At 39.3% G+C, this 19,840-nt stretch carries 8 protein-coding genes; 2 read left to right on the top strand and 6 right to left on the bottom strand.

Annotated features, from left to right (window positions below):
- Nucleotides 1-853: 853 nt before the first annotated feature.
- From ubiD to hemB, 5 genes are all read right to left on the bottom strand, one after another.
- Entirely contained in the window at nt 854-2,329 is a 1,476-nt protein-coding gene (gene ubiD / locus C3B55_RS00235) for a 4-hydroxy-3-polyprenylbenzoate decarboxylase (RefSeq protein WP_129210413.1), read from the bottom strand.
- 1,532 nt (nt 2,330-3,861) lie between these two features.
- Nucleotides 3,862-5,121 (bottom strand): transcription termination factor Rho, encoded by a 1,260-nt coding sequence (gene rho, locus C3B55_RS00230; RefSeq protein WP_129210411.1) that lies wholly within the window; start codon nt 5,119-5,121, stop codon nt 3,862-3,864.
- 242 nt (nt 5,122-5,363) lie between these two features.
- Entirely contained in the window at nt 5,364-5,693 is a 330-nt protein-coding gene (gene trxA, locus C3B55_RS00225) for a thioredoxin TrxA (RefSeq protein WP_129210409.1), read from the bottom strand.
- A 1,458-nt stretch (nt 5,694-7,151) separates the two neighbouring features.
- A complete protein-coding gene (gene ppk1, locus C3B55_RS00220; RefSeq protein WP_129210407.1) occupies nt 7,152-9,365 on the bottom strand; it encodes a polyphosphate kinase 1 in 2,214 nt (737 codons plus the stop codon).
- Between the two features lie 21 nt (nt 9,366-9,386).
- Complete coding sequence (gene hemB / locus C3B55_RS00215) at nt 9,387-10,397, bottom strand: porphobilinogen synthase (protein WP_129210405.1); 1,011 nt, start codon at nt 10,395-10,397, stop codon at nt 9,387-9,389.
- A 211-nt stretch (nt 10,398-10,608) separates the two neighbouring features.
- On the opposite strand from hemB, the gene C3B55_RS00210 reads away from it, so the two are divergent.
- Nucleotides 10,609-11,244 carry a DedA family protein gene (locus C3B55_RS00210; protein ID WP_129210403.1) on the top strand — a complete coding sequence of 212 codons (636 nt, stop codon included), beginning with the start codon at nt 10,609-10,611 and terminating at the stop codon, nt 11,242-11,244.
- Nucleotides 11,245-12,331: 1,087 nt separating this feature from the next.
- Entirely contained in the window at nt 12,332-12,997 is a 666-nt protein-coding gene (gene elbB / locus C3B55_RS00205) for an isoprenoid biosynthesis glyoxalase ElbB (protein ID WP_129210401.1), read from the top strand.
- A 5,597-nt stretch (nt 12,998-18,594) separates the two neighbouring features.
- On the opposite strand, the gene C3B55_RS00200 is transcribed toward elbB, so the two are convergent.
- Nucleotides 18,595-19,836, bottom strand: a complete 1,242-nt coding sequence (locus tag C3B55_RS00200) for a heme biosynthesis HemY N-terminal domain-containing protein (RefSeq protein ID WP_129210399.1) — start codon at nt 19,834-19,836, stop codon at nt 18,595-18,597.
- Between the last annotated feature and the right edge of the window lie 4 nt (nt 19,837-19,840).

The raw sequence follows: 19,840 nt of genomic DNA, 5'->3' as shown, positions 1-19,840 counted from the left end.
ACACTGAAATCTTGTCTTATGTAGCGTCTATATCTAGATCTAGCGTATACCAGCTCTTCCAAAAAACGCCAAAGATTTGTTATATCGCTTTACTAGTGTAAGCATGCAAGACCTGCAAAGAGTTAATAGCTTCACTATATCTAGTTGCTATATCTAACAATGCTATTTATAATCATAAATAGCATTCAACTATCTTATGCAAGGATAAACTAGACGGTTATCGTCATTACCAGCGTTTAATCTTACCACAGTATGCATGGCTATATGCATTTTTAATAGCTATAACTAGATGTAGAAGCCCAAAAAATAGTGTAAGTAAGATTGCATCAAGAAACAACAGCTCAGTACTGGTTTGTCTAGTTACGCTATAACTGGTCAACAAAATTCATGGCGCTGCCATTAGATACACTACAATAATATGACTTTAACTTGGCGCCAGGCACATGATTAAAGGCTATGAGCAATCATAATTGCTAATTATTGATCCGTTACATTATAAAGTACCATTCACAATAATGATTTACTACTTTACTATTTAGTTAAAGCTATACTTTAATCACTATCAACTTCTATAAAATCACTAAATTGACATGACAACCTACGTAACGATAAATCTTCAGGCGCTAATAAACTATAGATTAAAAATATTTTGCAATCTTATTCATGTATCGACGATAACAGTGTAAATCTTACAATAGTTAAACACTTTACTTACTACACCAGGCTTTGAACTAGTAAAGCGGCTTAAACATAAACACGTACCTGTGAGTATTTTATACTAAACGGCATATATTCTAAATAATTAACTTACTATAGACAGATTTTCACAGTGCCGCGCTAAAGAATTATACAACTATAGGTATTCATTTATTCCTAATTCTTGCCAGATTGTATCAATACGTGCAGTCACAGCTTTATCTTTAATAATTACCTGACCCCATTTGCGGGAAGTTTCGCCTGGCCATTTATTGGTAGCATCCATGCCTATTTTTGAACCTAAGCTAGATATCGGCGAAGCAAAATCAAGATAGTCTATCGGCGTATTATTGATTATAACAGTGTCACGCTTGGGATCCATACGCGTAGTGATAGCCCAAATTACATCGCTCCAGTCACGGGCATTGATATCTTCATCAGTAATAATAATAAACTTAGTATACATAAACTGCCGTAAAAATGACCATACACCAAACATTACTCGCTTAGCATGACCTGGGTAAGACTTCTTCATAGTTACAATAGCTATACGATAAGAGCAGCCTTCTGGCGGCAGATAAAAGTCAATAATTTCTGGAAATCGCTTCTGTAATATTGGTACGAATATTTCGTTAAGCGCCATACCGAGAATAGCTGGCTCATCTGGTGGCCGACCAGTATACGTGCTATGGTAGATTGGTTGCATCCGATGAGTAATACATGCAACGGTAAATACCGGAAAACTATGAACTTCATTATAATAACCAGTATGGTCGCCATAAGGGCCTTCCTCAGCCATTTCTCCTGGATGAATCACGCCTTCCAGGATAATCTCAGCAGTGGCTGGAACTTGCAGATTATTGCTACGACACTTCACTAACTCGGTACGACTACCACGCAGTAGGCCAGCGAAAGCATATTCAGATAAGCTATCCGGAACAGGAGTCACAGCACTAAGGATGGTTCCTGGGTCGGCACCAATAGCTACAGACACAGGAAATGGTTGATCATGGTATTTTTCGCACCACTCACGAAAATCCAGTGCGCCGCCACGGTGGCTTAGCCAACGCATAATTAACTTGTTTCGGCCGATTACTTGCTGACGGTAGATACCTAGATTCTGGCGGTCTTTATGTGGACCTTTAGTAATAGTCAGACTCCAGGTAATCAACGGGCCAACGTCGCCAGGCCAGCAGGTCTGCACCGGCAGCATAGCTAAATCGACGTTATCACCCTCAATGACCACTTCCTGACACGCTGCGTCTTTAACTACTTTAGGCGCCATGGCAATAATCTTACGGAATATCGGCAGCTTCGACCAGGCATCCTTTATCCCTGTAGGTGGTTCTGGCTCTTTAAGAAAGGATAAGAGTTTACCGATCTCGCGTAACTCATTAAGCGACTCAGCCCCCATACCAAAAGCTACGCGTTTGGGCATGCCAAACAAGTTACCAAGCACAGGAATATCAAAACCAGTAGGGTTTTCGAAAAGTAACGCTGGGCCCTTGTTATGCAAAACGCGGCTACAAATTTCAGTCATTTCCAGTACTGGAGAAATCGGTACTTGGATACGTTTCAATTCTCTGCGCTGCTCAAGTTGCCGTACGAAATCCCGAAGATCTTTAAATTTCATTAATCTTGGCTACCAGTAAAATACAACGTATATCCTGCCTGCTCTTACGAGAACTAGTACATCATTACACATCACCACAACTCACATCCGACTCAACGGATGCATGATGTAAAGCACAGATGTAAAAGAGTTATACTTATCAGCGTGCCTGAAGCTGAAATGTAGCCTTCATCTGTATACAGCGACTAGCCGCTATGCTCAACCAGTAATACCAACTTATTGATATCAGCACAGCTTGAGTATAGAATTACGACAGCTTGACACATTATGGACTACACTTATCACAGTGTACTCAAAGACGTTGCTTATATCAACTAGTAGGTTGACGTACTTAACAATTGTCGACCCACGCCTTACTTTCAGCTAGATGCACTGATATCGCTAATTATGTAATCTATTAATATTCACTGCAGACATGCAATAGCATATATATATACTAAATACTTGCCAATACCAAGCTGGTGCACTAGCACTAATCATGCCATCAATGAATAGTGGTTATGCTGTTAAACGATCGCTCGATCATACCTCTTCTATATTATGATGATATAAAAAACCAATTTTACCTAAACACTAGCCATTAACGTATAAGCTTTAATGGAGCTGTTGATACCACTCTTAAAGCAGTAATTCTATATTACTAGAACAAGTATACCTCATCACTAAGTTCAAAATAAACTAGGCCTCAAGCTCCTACGACAGCAGATATTTAGCCAGTCATCACATGGAAAAATATTCGCGTCGCAACTAAGTACCGCCACTACAATACTGCTAAGGTTGAACCTGTGCCAACATCAATAGACAATATTGAAACCACCAATAATATCTAGCAGAAGGAATATTTATCCTACTAATAAACTATTTTTGGATAATATAAGCCACTATAAATGACACCGAAAACAATACAAACAAACCTTGCTTGTATTGTTTTCGGTGTCATTTATAGTGGCACTAGTAACAGTGAACAAACTATTATACAGCTGCTATTAAACTGAACCTAAACCTAAGTATTACACCTTGATTTATGTTCAGGATTACAACCAAGTGATCATCTTGATGCAATCATAGCAAATGAGAGATAAGTACAAAGAGGTTAGCCGTTGAGCGCTCTAGCTTTTATAAATCTTTGAGCACCATCATAATATAGCCTGCCGGTAAGTTATTTAAACATTATCACAGCATCACAAATAGAACCGGCAAGACAAGCTAAACTAGTGACACTCAAAAAATCTACAAAACTAAAATTTTTTGTTTTGAATGCGCGCCAGATGATAGAAATAATTAGATAACCTGAAACAGAACAACGATATAAGCAAGCATAGCTATTGCTATCTAGTTGTTAATCTCAATTCAGTAGATAAAAAGATATATAATTATAGATTGTAGAATTAGCCTGATTAAAATGTAGATAAGTGTAGTCATGTTCATTATTTTTTATTTATCAATTGATACTACTGTCACGTAATCTATCTGTTTTAATGCAAAAAAATTATTTTTTACATGACGCCATTTTTTGCGCATAAATCATAGTGTTATTTACGCTTCATTGATAAGAAAAACTCGTCGTTAGTCTTAGTGGTTTTTAGCTTATCAACTAAGAACTCAATTGCAGCTACTTCGTCCATCGGATGCAACAGCTTCCGCAGAATCCACATACGTTGCAGTTCGTCATCAGCGGTTAACAACTCTTCGCGGCGAGTGCCAGAACGGTTAATATTTATTGCAGGGAACACTCTCTTTTCAGCGATACGACGGTCTAATGGTAGCTCCATGTTACCAGTACCCTTAAATTCCTCATAGATTACCTCATCCATTTTTGAGCCGGTCTCCACTAAAGCAGTGGCAATAATAGTTAGTGACCCACCTTCTTCGATATTCCGCGCAGCACCGAAGAAACGCTTTGGTTTTTCTAGAGCATGGGCATCAATACCACCAGTGAGCACCTTGCCAGAACTCGGTATTACAGTGTTATAGGCGCGAGCTAAACGAGTGATAGAATCAAGTAAAATTACCACATCTTTCTTATGCTCGACTAGACGTTTAGCTTTTTCAATCACCATTTCAGCAACCTGCACGTGACGGGTTGGCGGTTCATCAAAAGTCGAGGCAACTACTTTGCCGCGCACAGTCCGCTGCATTTCGGTTACCTCTTCCGGGCGTTCATCAATCAGTAATACGATTAAGTGAACTTCTTGATTATTACGTGCTATGTTCGCTGCAATATTCTGCAGCATAATGGTTTTACCAGCTTTCGGTGGCGCAACAATCAGACCGCGCTGTCCTTTACCAATGGGAGCACATAAGTCAATAACACGGCCGGTCAAATCTTCAGTAGAACCGTTACCAGCCTCCATCGTCATACGCACTGTTGGAAACAGTGGGGTCAAGTTCTCAAAGAGAATCTTATTTTTTGCATTCTCTGGACGATCGAAATTAATAGTATCGACTTTGAGTAAAGCGAAATAACGCTCGCCCTCTTTTGGAGGGCGGATCTTACCAACTATGGTGTCACCGGTACGTAAATTGAACCGACGGATCTGGCTCGGTGAAACATAGATATCATCTGGGCCGGCAAGATACGAGGCATCTGCAGAGCGGAGAAAACCAAAGCCGTCCTGAAGAATTTCCAACACACCATCACCGGAAATTTCTTCACCGCTTTTCGCATGTTTTTTGAGCATAGAGAAAATTATATCCTGCTTGCGTGAGCGGGCCATATTTTCTATACCCATTTTTTCAGCTAATTGGAGCAGGTCAGCAATTGGCTTTTGCTTGAGTTCAGTCAGATTCATATAGGAATGACATAATCATTTATGGAGGGGGGTCAATTAAGCTTTTGGCTTTAAATAAAGCCACGCCACAGAGATAAGGCAACAGAATCGCGTACTAATCAAAAAAAGAATGCGTGAGCGACATCTTGAAGGGGCACTAGATAAATTAGTTAACAACTAAATATACCACCTAAATTTTGGAACGTCTAGCCGTGTTTTGCAACAAACAATTATACAAACAGCATAACTTCTTATGATATTTATTATAAATTCTCGTCGAGGAAAGTTTGTAACTGGGACTTCGACAACGCGCCAACTTTGGTAGCTGTAGCGTTACCATGTTTAAAAAGCATTAGAGTCGGGATGCTACGCACGCCTTGTTTAGCTGGAGTTTCTTGGTTGTCATCAATATTTAACTTGGCAACAATTAGCTTGCCTTCATAGGCAATTGCAATGTCATCCAGAACAATGGCGATCATTTTACAAGGACTACACCATTCAGCCCAGTAGTCAACTAGTACCAGGCCTTGAGCTTTAAGTACTTCGGTTTCAAAAGTCGCGTCAGTAACGTGCTTAATCAGGTTATTGCTCATGTATGTCTCCAGCTTGTAAGTAAAAAATATTAAACTATCACAGCTCTTATTTTCTTTGCTTAGGAAGCAGCCTGTAATTAGCTTTTTATCAAAAGTAAAGTATAAGTTTAGTTATAGATCAACACACAACGTAGCCAGAGGTCAAGATATAATGCAGATATGCAATATTTCATTTTGCACATGTTTCTATGCATCATTCTACACTACCATAGCTCGCTAGAATAGCTTGACATTGATATACTTAATGTTCGCTAGTGCCTAATCACTGCTTGATCAATAAAATCCATCACTAGTACTGGAAATCCAGCCACACTGCAGCTTCAAAATTACTAGATATAAGTCACTTGACACATATACTGAGTATTAAATTAAAGAATATCCAATTGATTCAGAGTTAGCGTTGCTAACATCAAAACTCTGCAATTTTTTTTGCAAAAAAACGCAACTGAAAAAATATCTAACAACTTTACCATAAACAGTCATACTACTAGGAAGATACTGAAGCCTTGCGCATATTTTATAAAAACACGCTTTAACCGAAATATACATTTGTAACATTCAGCACACCACAAAGAACTGTAGCGTGTGACCTGCTAAAAACCATTGCATTAAAAATGCTTATTGATAGCCTGCAAGGCTACTTCCAGTGCAACTTGAACCATTAAGTACATAAAAACTAATATTATTAGTAAATGAAACTACTTGTTGTAAAACTGTTCGCAGGCATTACAGTTACTTTTTTAATTTAAAAAGTTTGCAGATTTGTATGGACGCTTAAAAGCGATACAAAAGTGCAAAATACTATTCAAACTAGTAGAATTACCTAAACTTAATAAATATAAAGTTTACACACTATATAAACAATTTAATATAAACCTAGCAATAACTCAAATCAGAGCATTCCCGCTCTATTTTCTGGAATAGTGATCGTAATGAAGCGCTACAACCACCTGCTAACTAATTTGTTTTCAGTCTAAACTGAGTTAGACGTGAACTCCCCTATAATACCAACGACCCAGTAAATATTATGACTCAGTGGTACAATTTAATAACTGCTCCGTAACTGCAGGATTTTTACCATTTAACTATAGCGACTAGGATATAAACCTTATAGTTTGGACATAAAGTATGATAAATGCTGCTGGCTAATCAGCGTCAAGGTCAAGATGGAACTTGAGACCCCAAGATTAACAGCAGAAATATGCACTCCTTTAATCAGATAGCCAAGGATCAAGACCTTGAAGACAGCATCTGACGTGATGCTCATCAGCCAAACAACCCAAACGCATAAAGTAAACCTAGACATAGTGATATTCCCTAAGGTTAAATAGATGAAAACCAACGGATCCACACTAATTGCAATTAGATAACAGAGTAACTAATGTAGGTTGAATTCAATTCAAACCTACATTACAAAATACTCAGAACCAAATCCTGAAGATAGTCAGTAAATGTTTATTAGTTAATAGACAAAATTGGACTGCCCAGTTTTTCCAATAACGTCGACTGCGCACTACGCGGGTTTTGATTGCCGGTCGGCATGCTGCGCATATAGCGCCCATCCGACTGCAAGCTCCAACTATGAGTGTTATCGGTTAAGTAACTGTCTAGCTCTTTCTTAACTCGCATGATTAACTTCTTACCTTCCAATGGGAAACAGGTTTCTATACGCCTATCAAGGTTACGCTCCATCCAGTCAGCACTAGAAAGAAACATCTGCTCTTCGCCACCATTAAGAAAGTAAAATACTCGCGTGTGTTCTAAAAAGCGGCCAATAATTGAACGCACACGTATATTATGTGAAACTCCTACGATACCTGGGCGCAAGCAACACATGCCACGCACTACTAAATCAATACGCACACCTGACTGGCTAGCCTTGTATAAAGCGCGGATAATCTTTGAATCAGTCAGCGAGTTAAACTTAGCGATAATATGTGTAGGCTTGACGTCCAGGGCGAATTGAGTTTCGCGAGCGATCATATCGATCATACCCTTTTTCAAGGTGAATGGCGCATGTAGCAATTTTTTCATGCGCAAGGTTTTACCCATGCCGATTAGTTGGCTAAACAACCTGCCTACATCTTCACATAAGGCATCAGCAGATGTTAGCAGGCTATAATCGGTATACAGTTTAGCGTTACCAGCGTGATAGTTGCCAGTACCCAAGTGGGCATAACGTACAATTTCACCAGCTTCACGACGCAGAATTAGCATCATCTTGGCGTGGGTCTTGAACCCAACCACACCGTATATTACTACTGCACCAGCCGCTTGCAGTCGGCTGGCCAATTGTAGGTTCGACTCTTCTTCGAACCGCGCACGCAACTCAATCACCGTCGTCACTTCTTTGCCATTACGTGCAGCATCTACCAGCGCATCAACTATTTCTGAGTTAGCACCGGAACGGTACAATGTCTGACGCACAGCTAATACATGCGGATCTTTAGCTGCTTGGCGCAGTAAGTCAACCACTGGAGTAAAAGACTCAAACGGGTGTAATAGTAGAATATCTTGCTTGCTTACAACATTAAAAATATTCTCGCTATTTTGCAGCAGCTTTGGAATCTGCGGCGTAAAAGGTATGTATTGCAGCTCTGGGTGACTATCTAACCTAGTAATACTGAATAGGCGCGTTAAGTTTACTGGGCCATTAACTTGGTAAAGCTCACTCTCGCTGAGGCTAAACTGCTTAAGAAGGTAACTAGAGAGATGTTTAGGGCAGGTATCTACAACTTCTAGACGCACTGCATCACCGTAACGACGCGAGAATAGCTCGCCGCGCAAAGCGCGGGCTAAATCCTCAACATCTTCGGAGTCTAGCGCTAGATCAGCGTTGCGGGTAAGGCGAAACTGGTAACAGCCCTTAACCTTCATGCCCTGAAATAAATCATCAGCATGCGCATGGATCATTGAGGATAGGAATACATAGTTATCACCAGCACCTCCAACCTCTGCCGGTACCTTGATAATCCTTGGCAATAAACGCGGCGCTGGAATGATCGCTAAACCAGAATCACGACCAAAGGCATCAACACCTTCAAGCTCGACGATAAAGTTGAGGCTTTTATTTACTAGCAGCGGAAATGGGTGTGTTGGGTCAAGACCGATTGGAGTAATAATTGGTGAAATCTCTTCGCGAAAATAACGGCGCACCCAGGTCTTCATCTTGATGGTCCAGTAATGACGACGGATGAAGCGAACTTGATATTTTTCTAGCGCAGGCAGTAGGATCTCATTGAGAATTGCGTACTGGCGGTCTACATGGCCATGCACCAGCTCACTTATGCGCACCAGTGCCTGATGCGGCTGTAGGCCATCAGCACCAGCTTGTTCACGAGCGAAAGTTATTTGCTTCTTTAAGCCAGCAACGCGGATCTCGAAGAACTCATCTAGGTTACTGGAAAAGATCAGCAGGAATTTTAGCCGTTCTAACAATGGACAGGACTCATCCAGTGCTTGCTCTAGTACGCGTACATTAAATTGCAGTTGTGACAGCTCACGATGAATGTATAAACTACTGTCATCTAGATTAGTTAATAGAGCGACTAACGCAGGAGCTTCAACAGCAGTAGAAGATGACGATTCTAGATTTAACAGTGTCTCTGTAAATTGTTCCACTAACTGGTAAGCGTCTTTTACGGCAATTTCTAAAAGTCCTTCAGTATGCATCGAATGTTCCTTTGAAAGCTATTATGGCTCTCTAAGCAATTGAGCTGCGCGTGCGGCGAAGTAAGTTAGAATGCCATCAGCACCAGCACGCTTAAAGGCAGTCAGTGATTCGAGGATCACTCTTTCACTTAACCAACCATTTTGAATTGCCGCCATATGCATCGCGTATTCACCGCTAACCTGATAGACAAAAGTTGGTACCTTAAATTCTTTTTTGACCAGATAAAGAATGTCAATATAAGACATTCCAGGTTTTACCATCACCATATCAGCACCTTCCGCCAGGTCAGCTGCCACTTCATGCATGGCTTCCTGTCTATTAGCCGGGTCCATTTGATATGAGATTTTGTGAGCTTTGCCTAAGTTCAGTGCCGAACCAACTGCATCACGAAATGGACTATAATAAGCACTAGCGTACTTGACTGAGTAAGCCATAATCCGCACATTAACGTGGCCGGCTAGCTCCAGAGCGTCGCGAATTGCCTTGATGCGACCGTCCATCATATCCGATGGTGCGACCACCTGGGCGCCAGCTGTAGCATGTGATAAGGCTTGCTTAACAAGTGCATCAACAGTGATGTCGTTCTGAACATAGCCATCTTTATCAAGGATCCCATCCTGACCATGCGTAGTGAATGGATCCAACGCTACGTCAGTAATTACCCCTAGCTCCGGACAATACTTGCGCAGAGTACGGGCAGCGCGCTGAGTAATGCCCTCAGGATTCCATGCTTCAGCAGCATCCAGGGATTTAAGTTTAGACGGCGTAACCGGAAAGATAGCTAATGCTGGAATCCCCAGCTCAACCCAGTTCGCTACTTCTTTAAGCAGCAGATCAATGGTTAAGCGCTCCACGCCAGGCATCGACGCCACAGCTTCACGACAATTTTCGCCGTCAAGCACAAACACTGGAAGAATCAAGTCATTTGTCGTCAGTACAGTTTCACGCACCAGACGGCGAGAAAAATCATCACAGCGATTACGGCGTAATCGGGTAGCGGGAAATAAGCGATTGGCAAGGGTAAAACTCATGACAGACTCCTTGGCTCGCTTTTACTAGCGAGTATTGCAATTATAAACGGCTATTATGACGAAGAAAGAATAGTTGTGCTTATCAATACGGGTTTATAGTCATATTCATCGTTTGTATAGAAATTATTCACTTCGTAACACGTCTCAATACTTTCATGAAAGTTCACGAAGGCGTAGGCTGCGCGTTTATTTCGCTAGCACCAACTAAACCATGCTTCAACAATTTCTGCATGACTTCGGCTATTTTGCGCTCTTTTTGGGTACCTTCTTTGAAGGCGAAACTATTTTAGTTATCGCAGGCTTTCTAGCATTCCGTGGATACATGGATATCAAAATAGTTATAGTCGTTACCTTTTTTGGTAGCTATGCTGGCGACCAGCTATGGTATTTCTTAGGACGTAAACATGGACGTAAACTTTTATCGCGTAAACCACGATGGCAAGTGATGTGCGACAAAGCCTTAGAGCATCTCTGTAAACACCCAGATATCTGGGTACTGAGCTTTCGCTTCATTTATGGATTGCGCACCGTGATGCCAATAGCAATTGGTTTGTCAGGATACCCGCCAACTCGTTACTTAACTTTCAACGGCATTGGTGCCGCTATCTGGGCTACCGCATTAGGCAGCGCGGCTTACCACTTTGGTTCAGTGCTAGAAAACATGCTAAATATCGTTACAAAGTATGAGTTGTGGATACTCTGGATCTTGTTAGTATTGGGCTTTAGCCTGCAACTACGCCGCCGCTTCAAGAACATGGGTATTACCCGTAAATATTATGCTAAAGACAAAGCGTTACGACTTGCTAAACTGGCGCAGACCAAAAAGTCTAGAACACCAAAAGAGTAGGTCATTTGATATGGAAGCAAAATGCTAATCACGCTGATCTAGATATAGCTCACTAATCTTAACCAATCCAAGTTTGCTTGATAGCGTCAAGCACACTATGTGATAACTATGTTAATAGTATATTTGGCCACAAGTACACAGGCTTGACTTGTAGTGCTAAAGGTCAGCTATCTATCAATTACACAAAACAAGCAATTTCCTCTACAATAATCATTGTATAACTACTAAAGTATAGATAGGTTATAAATTACATGGCAATATGAACCTGTTGGTGTGCAGACAGAACAACAATTCACATTTACATAGCTGGTGTAAACCTAGTTTATACATTATGGATTTTAGCAAGAGCATTAGCCAGGTCGCAGATAGTGTGCATGAACCATAATTCACAGTTTACCTTGCCAACTTTACATACGCCGTGCATAAATTTACAGCTATGCACAACTACAGGTTAATCAGTGATTGCCTAGAGCTAACCAAAGACTACTTATATACCAAAGATCACTGGCTAATTATTGTTTTCCTTATGGAAGCTGCTAAACAAGCGAATTTAGATAATGAACATATCGTCACAATTACGATCCATATAAAAATGTTTATATATAAAAAGCTAGATATTTAGGCATTTTGACGAAAAACTAATCTAATTCGCGGAGCCTCAGCACATATAAGGTATGCATCTATAATGAATACAGAAGATTAAGATGGATTACGTTAATAAACACAATTGATGGCACGCTAAACACAACTAGCAACAGATAAATATATAGCTTAGCAGAAAATTAAGGAACTGGTCTAACGCATGGCGGTAGCGTAATTGTAATTACGGCTCTAGTAATTGACTTAGTGCATAGTCTATAGAATATTAGATTTATGACTGCAGTACTGCAACCAGTAACAATGAAATTGTATAACATAAAGCGAATGCCTGGGTCCAAACCATTGTAGATAGGCAGCTTAAATAAGTGCTATATGTTCTATTTTAACAGCAAGGCAAGACGGTACCGAGCAAGCATGAAATTTATGTAATATTTGATATGTAATAAATTCGTAAACATTAAACACCAATAAGACAGGAAAGATGTCTATGAGCAAAAATATTGCAGTGATCCTTTCTGGCTGCGGCGTGTACGATGGTACAGAGATTCACGAAAGTGTGATCACATTGCTGTGCCTGGACCAACATGGTGCTCAGGTTCAATGTTTTGCGCCAGATATTACGCAGCAGCATGTGATTAACCACCTAACCGGTGAAAAAATGCCAGAGTCGCGCAATGTTCTAGTAGAATCTGCGCGCATTGTTAGGGGGCAAGTAAAAGATATTTGTGAAGCAAATGCAAACGCATTTGATGCACTGATCATGCCAGGTGGATTTGGCGCAGTAACAAACCTGTCGAACTTTGCGATAGAAGGTGCTGGTTGTAGCGTTAACCCACAGATACTAGAGCTGGTCAAAGCGTTTGCTGAAGCGCGCAAGCCAGTAGGACTAATCTGCATCTCACCAGCCCTAGCTGCAAAGATCTATGGTCCTGGTGTAAAATGCACCATCGGCAATTGTCCAGACACTATTGCTACTCTGGATAAGATGGGCGCTACCCACTGTGAATGTACAGTTGAAAACATCGTTGAAGATCAGGCTCGCAAGTTACTAAGTACGCCAGCTTATATGCTCGGTAAGAGCATTAGTGAGGTGTCTTCAGGTATCAATAAGCTTGTAGAGCGAGTATTAGATTTAACCTATGAGAATGAGTGAACTAATGATATATCATCAGTTTATAATGAGAACGCTGATTATCGATAGCTGGCTAGCAAACATCTGCTTTCTATATTCCTCATTGGCATGATCAGTTGCCCATCTAGCCTTATTCAAGTAGCGCAGCTAACTGGTTGCCTACTGTTAGGCAAATTACTCTTTTACAATTAGCTCAACCGAACTACTTATTATACTGGTTGCAAGCTGCTGGCAGCCTTTCTTACCAGACAGTCAGCCAGCAGCTCAATGCTGCAAATTACCTGATCACTAGAGATAATTTACTCTAACAAACATTAATCTACTGTATCTGAACTGCTTAATACCAAGACCCAGTCTTGACGTACACAAAGTGCAGCCTGATTTAGTCTTATTTTGCTATTGTGCGCAACCTGAAACTGAAGCTTAAAGGCAAATATTATTATTTAGTTCTCATCAATTAGCTAGCAGGCATCCAAATGAATCCGGACACGTATACCTAATCCACTACTAGATATTTTTCAGTCAAGCAAGCTATAAGCCACACAAAAACATCATCACTAGAACAGCTACCGCTTACTCGCCCAACGAGCATGCATTCTGGCTTTATAGGCTGTCAGCTGAGGAATATACTAATTTAGTATAGACTAAGCAAGATACTAAGCTGGTGCCGACAAAGCCAGAGTAAATTTTCATCTATAGTCAATATAAAAGACTGTATTAATTATATCTAAAGATATAGATATATAAATCTAGCAAAATACTAAAATGTGAAGATGACATGCTATATTAGTGCAATATCAAGCATTATTTTTATAATACGTCAATGGCCATTGACGATGCCAGTAATCACTCAACAGTGCTTCACTAAATGCTATTGGCAGATTTATATCTGATTAAGACGCGCACATTATTAAAATGATAGTGTACGCGGCCGCCTAACTAAACCAGCCAAGTATAGTAACAAAAGCATCAAAATAACTAAGTAAGAATCTGCAGTTGACTGAATAGCTAGACAACTAGACGTGAAGCTACCTTACCAAGGTACCTTGTAATACGACATACTCTAGATAGATAAAGCTCTATAGATTTTATATTAATCTAAAGTATCATAAAATATAAATATCTAATGTAGTTTTTAGTTATGCCGTTATAATATACAAACTAGTTAACCACCATCAAAAACATATAGGCGCTGATAATGATCGCATGCAAGATTACGTCCTGAAGAGATAGCGATGCTTGCGTGTATATGAACTATAATCACACAGCCAATATAAACGAATATGGAAACTTTTAGATTACTAGCATTAATGAGGACATAAGGAAACATTATGGCCATTAGTTTATGAGTTTAGTATACGGCCTACTAATCGCTCATGTTGATTAGTAGGTAAATTATCGTTTAACTACAATGAACTATTTTATTATATATAATTCAATAGGCGAAGCTATCAAGATATCGCCAAACTAGCAAACCACTATAACAATCTATATTGTTAGACCCAATTTAAAACTTATTGCATGCAAGTAACTGTGCAGAAAACCGTATGAAGACTTTTAGGTATAGATAAAAGCACACCAAAATAAAAGAGAATCCAGCTAACCATAAATAAAACTAACAAAGTTATAGAGCGTCATCGCATACCTCATGGAAAAGTTAATTATTACGTCTTATGCAAACTCAATTGACTAAAGACAAGCTATAATTTTTATATGAGTAGCGAATGTTGCCTATTGCTAGGCAATATATAAGTATTAAGCTAAAAGCCATACTAAAAAATGGCAAATAAGCTATTAGGTATTTATATGATACCTTTATTAAAGTAGCTCAGTCCAAATGTAAGCAGCATAATTTAGAACAAGTTTATAGCCACTGCGAAGCCTTTTATATCTGGTTTGTCGACGAGTATCTGCCAGCTTGACGATGCTATATAAACAAAATGACTAGATAATAAGATTAAAATTACACTAAGCACACTTAGTGTAAGTGCTGACCATAATAACACAAAAAACTAACACAGGCTTACAGCAGAAAACTGTAACAGCTCTATCTATAATAACTTACCGAACATCCTTAAAGCGCTACAGTACCAAAATTAGAGCACTGCGTATAATAGCAACTTGACTACTATAGTATCATTAGTGCAATGCTTTTAAATCTATTTCCAAGGTTTAAATAGTTTATGACCTATCTATAAGTTTTCTCTAATCGTATTGCGTATCAATGTGAACTAACCTTGTTAGGTTAGCAGATCGTGTAATTTATCCTTACACACCGTCTCGTAGATAGCGCTTCTTGCTCAGTTCTCTTTGATAGTATATTTAGCGTTTATGCATCTTACTAAGCTTATTTTCTGGTTTATTAACTTTATGCTTTATGCAGTACTTATAGATGAGACATCTTTACGCTTAAAGTATTAAGATTTATTATAAATCTTCTGTCTAGCGAGGCCTGAGCTATTGATTAGCTGGCGCCATTTATAGAAGATCGTCTGTCAGACAGTACACGCTACTTTTTAGATAGCTGTTCAATTCTATAATTTTGCCATCAGTTTCTAACTATCATCTCATTGACACTATTAAACGATAATCCATAGGCAGAAGCTACTAAAACTGTAATTCTTAATTCATACTAAGTCGCAAACAGCGCCAAAATACGTTTATTAATGTGAGCTAGCTACCTAGCTACCAATATGCTTCACTAATATATAAACGATTAAATAAGGTTTAGGCATATGTAATACTTATCCGGTAATAAGTAGTTTATAACATTCGTGATTAGCTCACCCAGTAAATATGGTGAATAATGTAGGAAGTGGACTGCGCTGTTGACGCAGAACATATCAGTCTTTGACTGAACGTACAGGATTAAACTAGATATCCTCAACAAGATGTAAAAATCACGCTATAATGTTAGACTGTAAGATCAAATTATCATTACGATGCCATGTATATGTTTCGTTAGCTGCTAATTTCATTGTAATTCTATGTATTGACTTGGAGCTTACATCAAATATAACGCCTAAACTACTACTTTCTGCATGCAGAAGTAATACGTGCAACATACCTACTGGGTTGATGACCTACAATAGTTATACATAGATCAAGTAGCACGCTACGACTCTTAAGCATGTGTTTATTAAGCTAGTTTAGCAGTGTACCTAATCATATTAAAAAGCGATAGTTGAACTGTTATAAAAGTGTTGATGTAATGGTAAGCTACGACGCTGCACTATTTGTTTCTTGCGGTATTACACGAACTACTGAAAACTCTAAAACCAGCAGCCAAGCAGAAATTGCTGAAGCGCCTAGCAGTTGTTTGGCACTATACAGCCACACCATGTATGGGGTAAGTGAGTGAGAAGTAAATTAATAAAATACTTTAAAAGTTTAGCTACTGAAAACGCTAACCAAAAACTGCGACGTACTACAGCAGTAGTGTATCTAAATCACCAGTAATTAGTGAAGCATTAGTTGATATAATTACTGAGCATTATCAATGTAGACTTGGTGGCAACTGGCTTTGCCTTAGTAGTTTTAATAACTGTCTATTCAGACAAATTTAGCTATAGCTTGCGCTTCTGCTAGCCTTTACTAGCGCATGAGCAACTAGGCACTTTGGCTGCATTTTCTTTTCATATACCTAAATGCTATAAACTGGTTTAACCCCCCTGAGTACACCCTTTAAATTTATCAATGTAAGGTAAGAGTTTTACAAAATTAACTATCATGGATAGCATTCGGTGAGTCTATCAGTTTTTTTGAGAATATTATCAAAATACGCTATTGGTTTGCTAGCAATTCATAGAGATCTGTAGTTTAGTATAAAATGTATGTAACTTTTCTCATACCTAATTGCACTATTTCTAGTGTAGTTAGCAGTTTTTGCTGCATCCACAAATACTTTCAAACACGCGCTTTCCAGATATTTTAGTAGATTACTTAAAAGTTACTTGAGTAAAAGGCAAAGGGTTATTAACAGACTTCTATTTAGCTAACACATAGCTTACCTCTTCGTTGACAATTAAGTGCAGCTTATGCTCACTATCTAATTAGCGGCTTCAAGAGAGCTGCTAAGAAAAAATACTTGCTTTAATCACGCATGGCATCAAACAGATCTTCACCACACACCAAGCTTAGACTAAGGCCGAAGGTAAAGCTCTACAGAATGAAAACAACAATAGTAGATAAGCAGCAACTTTTAGCCAAAGCATAAACTAGAAATAGTATATAAAAGTACAACGGCTGACATGCTGCTTGCCAGACTAGTAAATATTACAGATGGCAAGCTACCTACTAGTAATAATAAAGCACAAGCAAACAAAATACATAAAACATTTGCTCGATAGCATCGTATTTTTAATAAAAAATACGCAAATTGAATAGTGTTACCCAGACAGTGCATCATGGGCGGCTAGAGACTAAAAACACTATAATGCATACTAAATATTTGAAGGAACTAGCGGCTGCTAATTTTGACAGCTGAGGAGCTGTCACACTAATAATGTGGATGAGGTGATCCAAAATTACGCAACACTTTAACAGAATAATCTTCTAGTAAGAAATGCTCACTCAGCAAACTAGCTGATTATTTTAAACTTTAAATAACATATTTATTGCCATTAAATAGCTAACCAATAAGAAATAAACTTCTTGCCGAGGAAGTCTGGTGCTGGTAGATAATCTTGCCACTCACCAAATGAGACTGCATGTTTATAAGTAGGCTTATAAAGCCTGTAGTGCTAAATTAGCGCTATATCATTATAGGTATTTAAGTATAAAGAAAAATTTCTATAGGTATTTAATTTTTATTAAAATAAATTGCTGCTAGTATCCAGTACTTCGTAAAATATAAACTATGCTATAACATAGTCAACATATGCATACTTAAGACTGTATCCTGATTAAAATTAAAATCAACATAAAAGAATAGTAAACTCTATTCAGGTTGCTTGAAATTAAGCATATTTCCAGTTAATATTTATAAAATCGTGTAGTAACCGCAAGATTCACTTGCAGAAATTAACTTAATATAACTGGTTTGTGATTATACAGCAATGCTGGTGGAGCACTTGTTTGTCTGCCAAGTGTAGCACTTTACAACAGTACCATCCTACATTCCAGTAATAGCACAAAGTAATGCTAAGTATATTTTAGCAAGTTTGTAGTAGAAAATAAACCACAAGGCGTTTTGCATGACGGATGACTATGACCAGCTTGATTAGCATACAGGTAGTCAAAAAATATGCTGTATTTAATACAGAAAGCAACAAAATAAAAAACACGTAAAAACTTAACATCAAAAGATAGACTCAATATTAATGAGCTAACCATGCATGCTAGAAAAACAGATAACATATAACGGTACAAGACGTTGCACTACATTACTGCAAGATATGGATAATTATAATAGAACAATTATGTTAATGTGCAATACACGTTAGAATAAAGCATTCTACAAAAAAATTGATAATATCTTGTCAGACATTGAATAAACTACAAGTGGCTAGCACCATAAATTTACAATATAGTATTGTTTTGCTAAATAGTTTGCTATATTAAAAAATAAGTTAGCTATCAAGCTAAGTATTAGTCAGCATTTGCTTGAATTTCTAATTCTATGCGTGCGTAGGCGTAGGCAGCGGTAACGCTAGCAAACGACTGTCTAGAAGCTTGAGACTTTCTTGAAATAGTTGGTTGCTGCGCTTAGAGTCGCCTAGCTGATCCAGCAAGCGTGCCAGCTCAGCACAGGCTTCTGGATTACGCTGCACTTGTAGGCTGCCCTCAAAATAGCTATGCGCCTTTCCCCACAGGCTATTTTGTAAACAAAGACGGCCAAGCGTCAGCAACAGGCTTGCATCTCCAGGATGTCCTTCAAGCCAGCTCTCAGCAAACTTTAACTGATACCTAGGATCGCTGCCGCGTAGTAAACCGTAAAGTCGGATTAGATAGCTGTCATAGCCGCACTTAATAGCACCACGCAACACCTCCTCAGCTTTAGCATCAGCACCCAGTAGGCGCAATTGCTCAGCATATGTCAGCACTAGTTGCGGTTCTTGGCGCCTAGCAGAAGTCAGTTGCTTCCAGGACCACTCTAAATACTGTAACCCTGCATTATTTTGCTCTTCATGCTCGATGACTAAACCAAGGTGTATACCCCAGGCACGACGCTCAAGCTCAGCTAGCTCAGCATCAGGAAGCTCTTTATCCTTGCGCAATTCCGACAACAAGCGAATCACTAATGGCCAATCACCACGCTGCTGATGTAAACGCTGCAATTGACGTAAAACCTGTGCATGATGAGGGTAACGCTCATACATCGCCTGCAACGTTACTAGCGTACCATCAGTATCACCGCGGTCCATTTGCAGTTGTGCATGACTCAGTGCAACTGCTAGTTCCGCGTGTGGCTGGCGTTCTAAGGCCCGCTCAAGCAAACCATCAGACTCTTTATATCGACCTTGCTCATTAGCGGCGCGTGCAGCACCAAGATAATATAGCAAAGGGTAACGCTCAGATTCAGCCACGCAATGCAAATAGCGTTCGGCGCTAGCCCAGCGACCTTCCGCTAAATCTATTGGACCATTCTCAATCGCTATCTGTACACGACGAATGCGATTGCGCCGCGACCACGGATTCAGGACACCACTAAAAGTAATTAATAATCTGAGTAATACTAGAATCAAATAAATAGCTAAGAGGATGGCAAACACAGCTACTAACATTGCCCACAGGCTCGATTCGTAATGTAGTAAATGAGGATAAGTAATCAACACGTAACCAGTATGTTTCGAGGCACTTACGCAAAGTATTATGGCAATCGCAATTACAAACACTAAAATTATATGAAAACGCTTCATCGGC

This window comes from Candidatus Pseudomonas adelgestsugas, assembly GCF_004124255.1.
GTDB classification, from domain to species: Bacteria; Pseudomonadota; Gammaproteobacteria; order Pseudomonadales; family Pseudomonadaceae; genus Aquipseudomonas; species Aquipseudomonas adelgestsugas.
The sequence above is the reverse complement of the archived record's forward strand: the minus strand, read 5'-3'. Positions and strand labels throughout refer to the sequence as shown.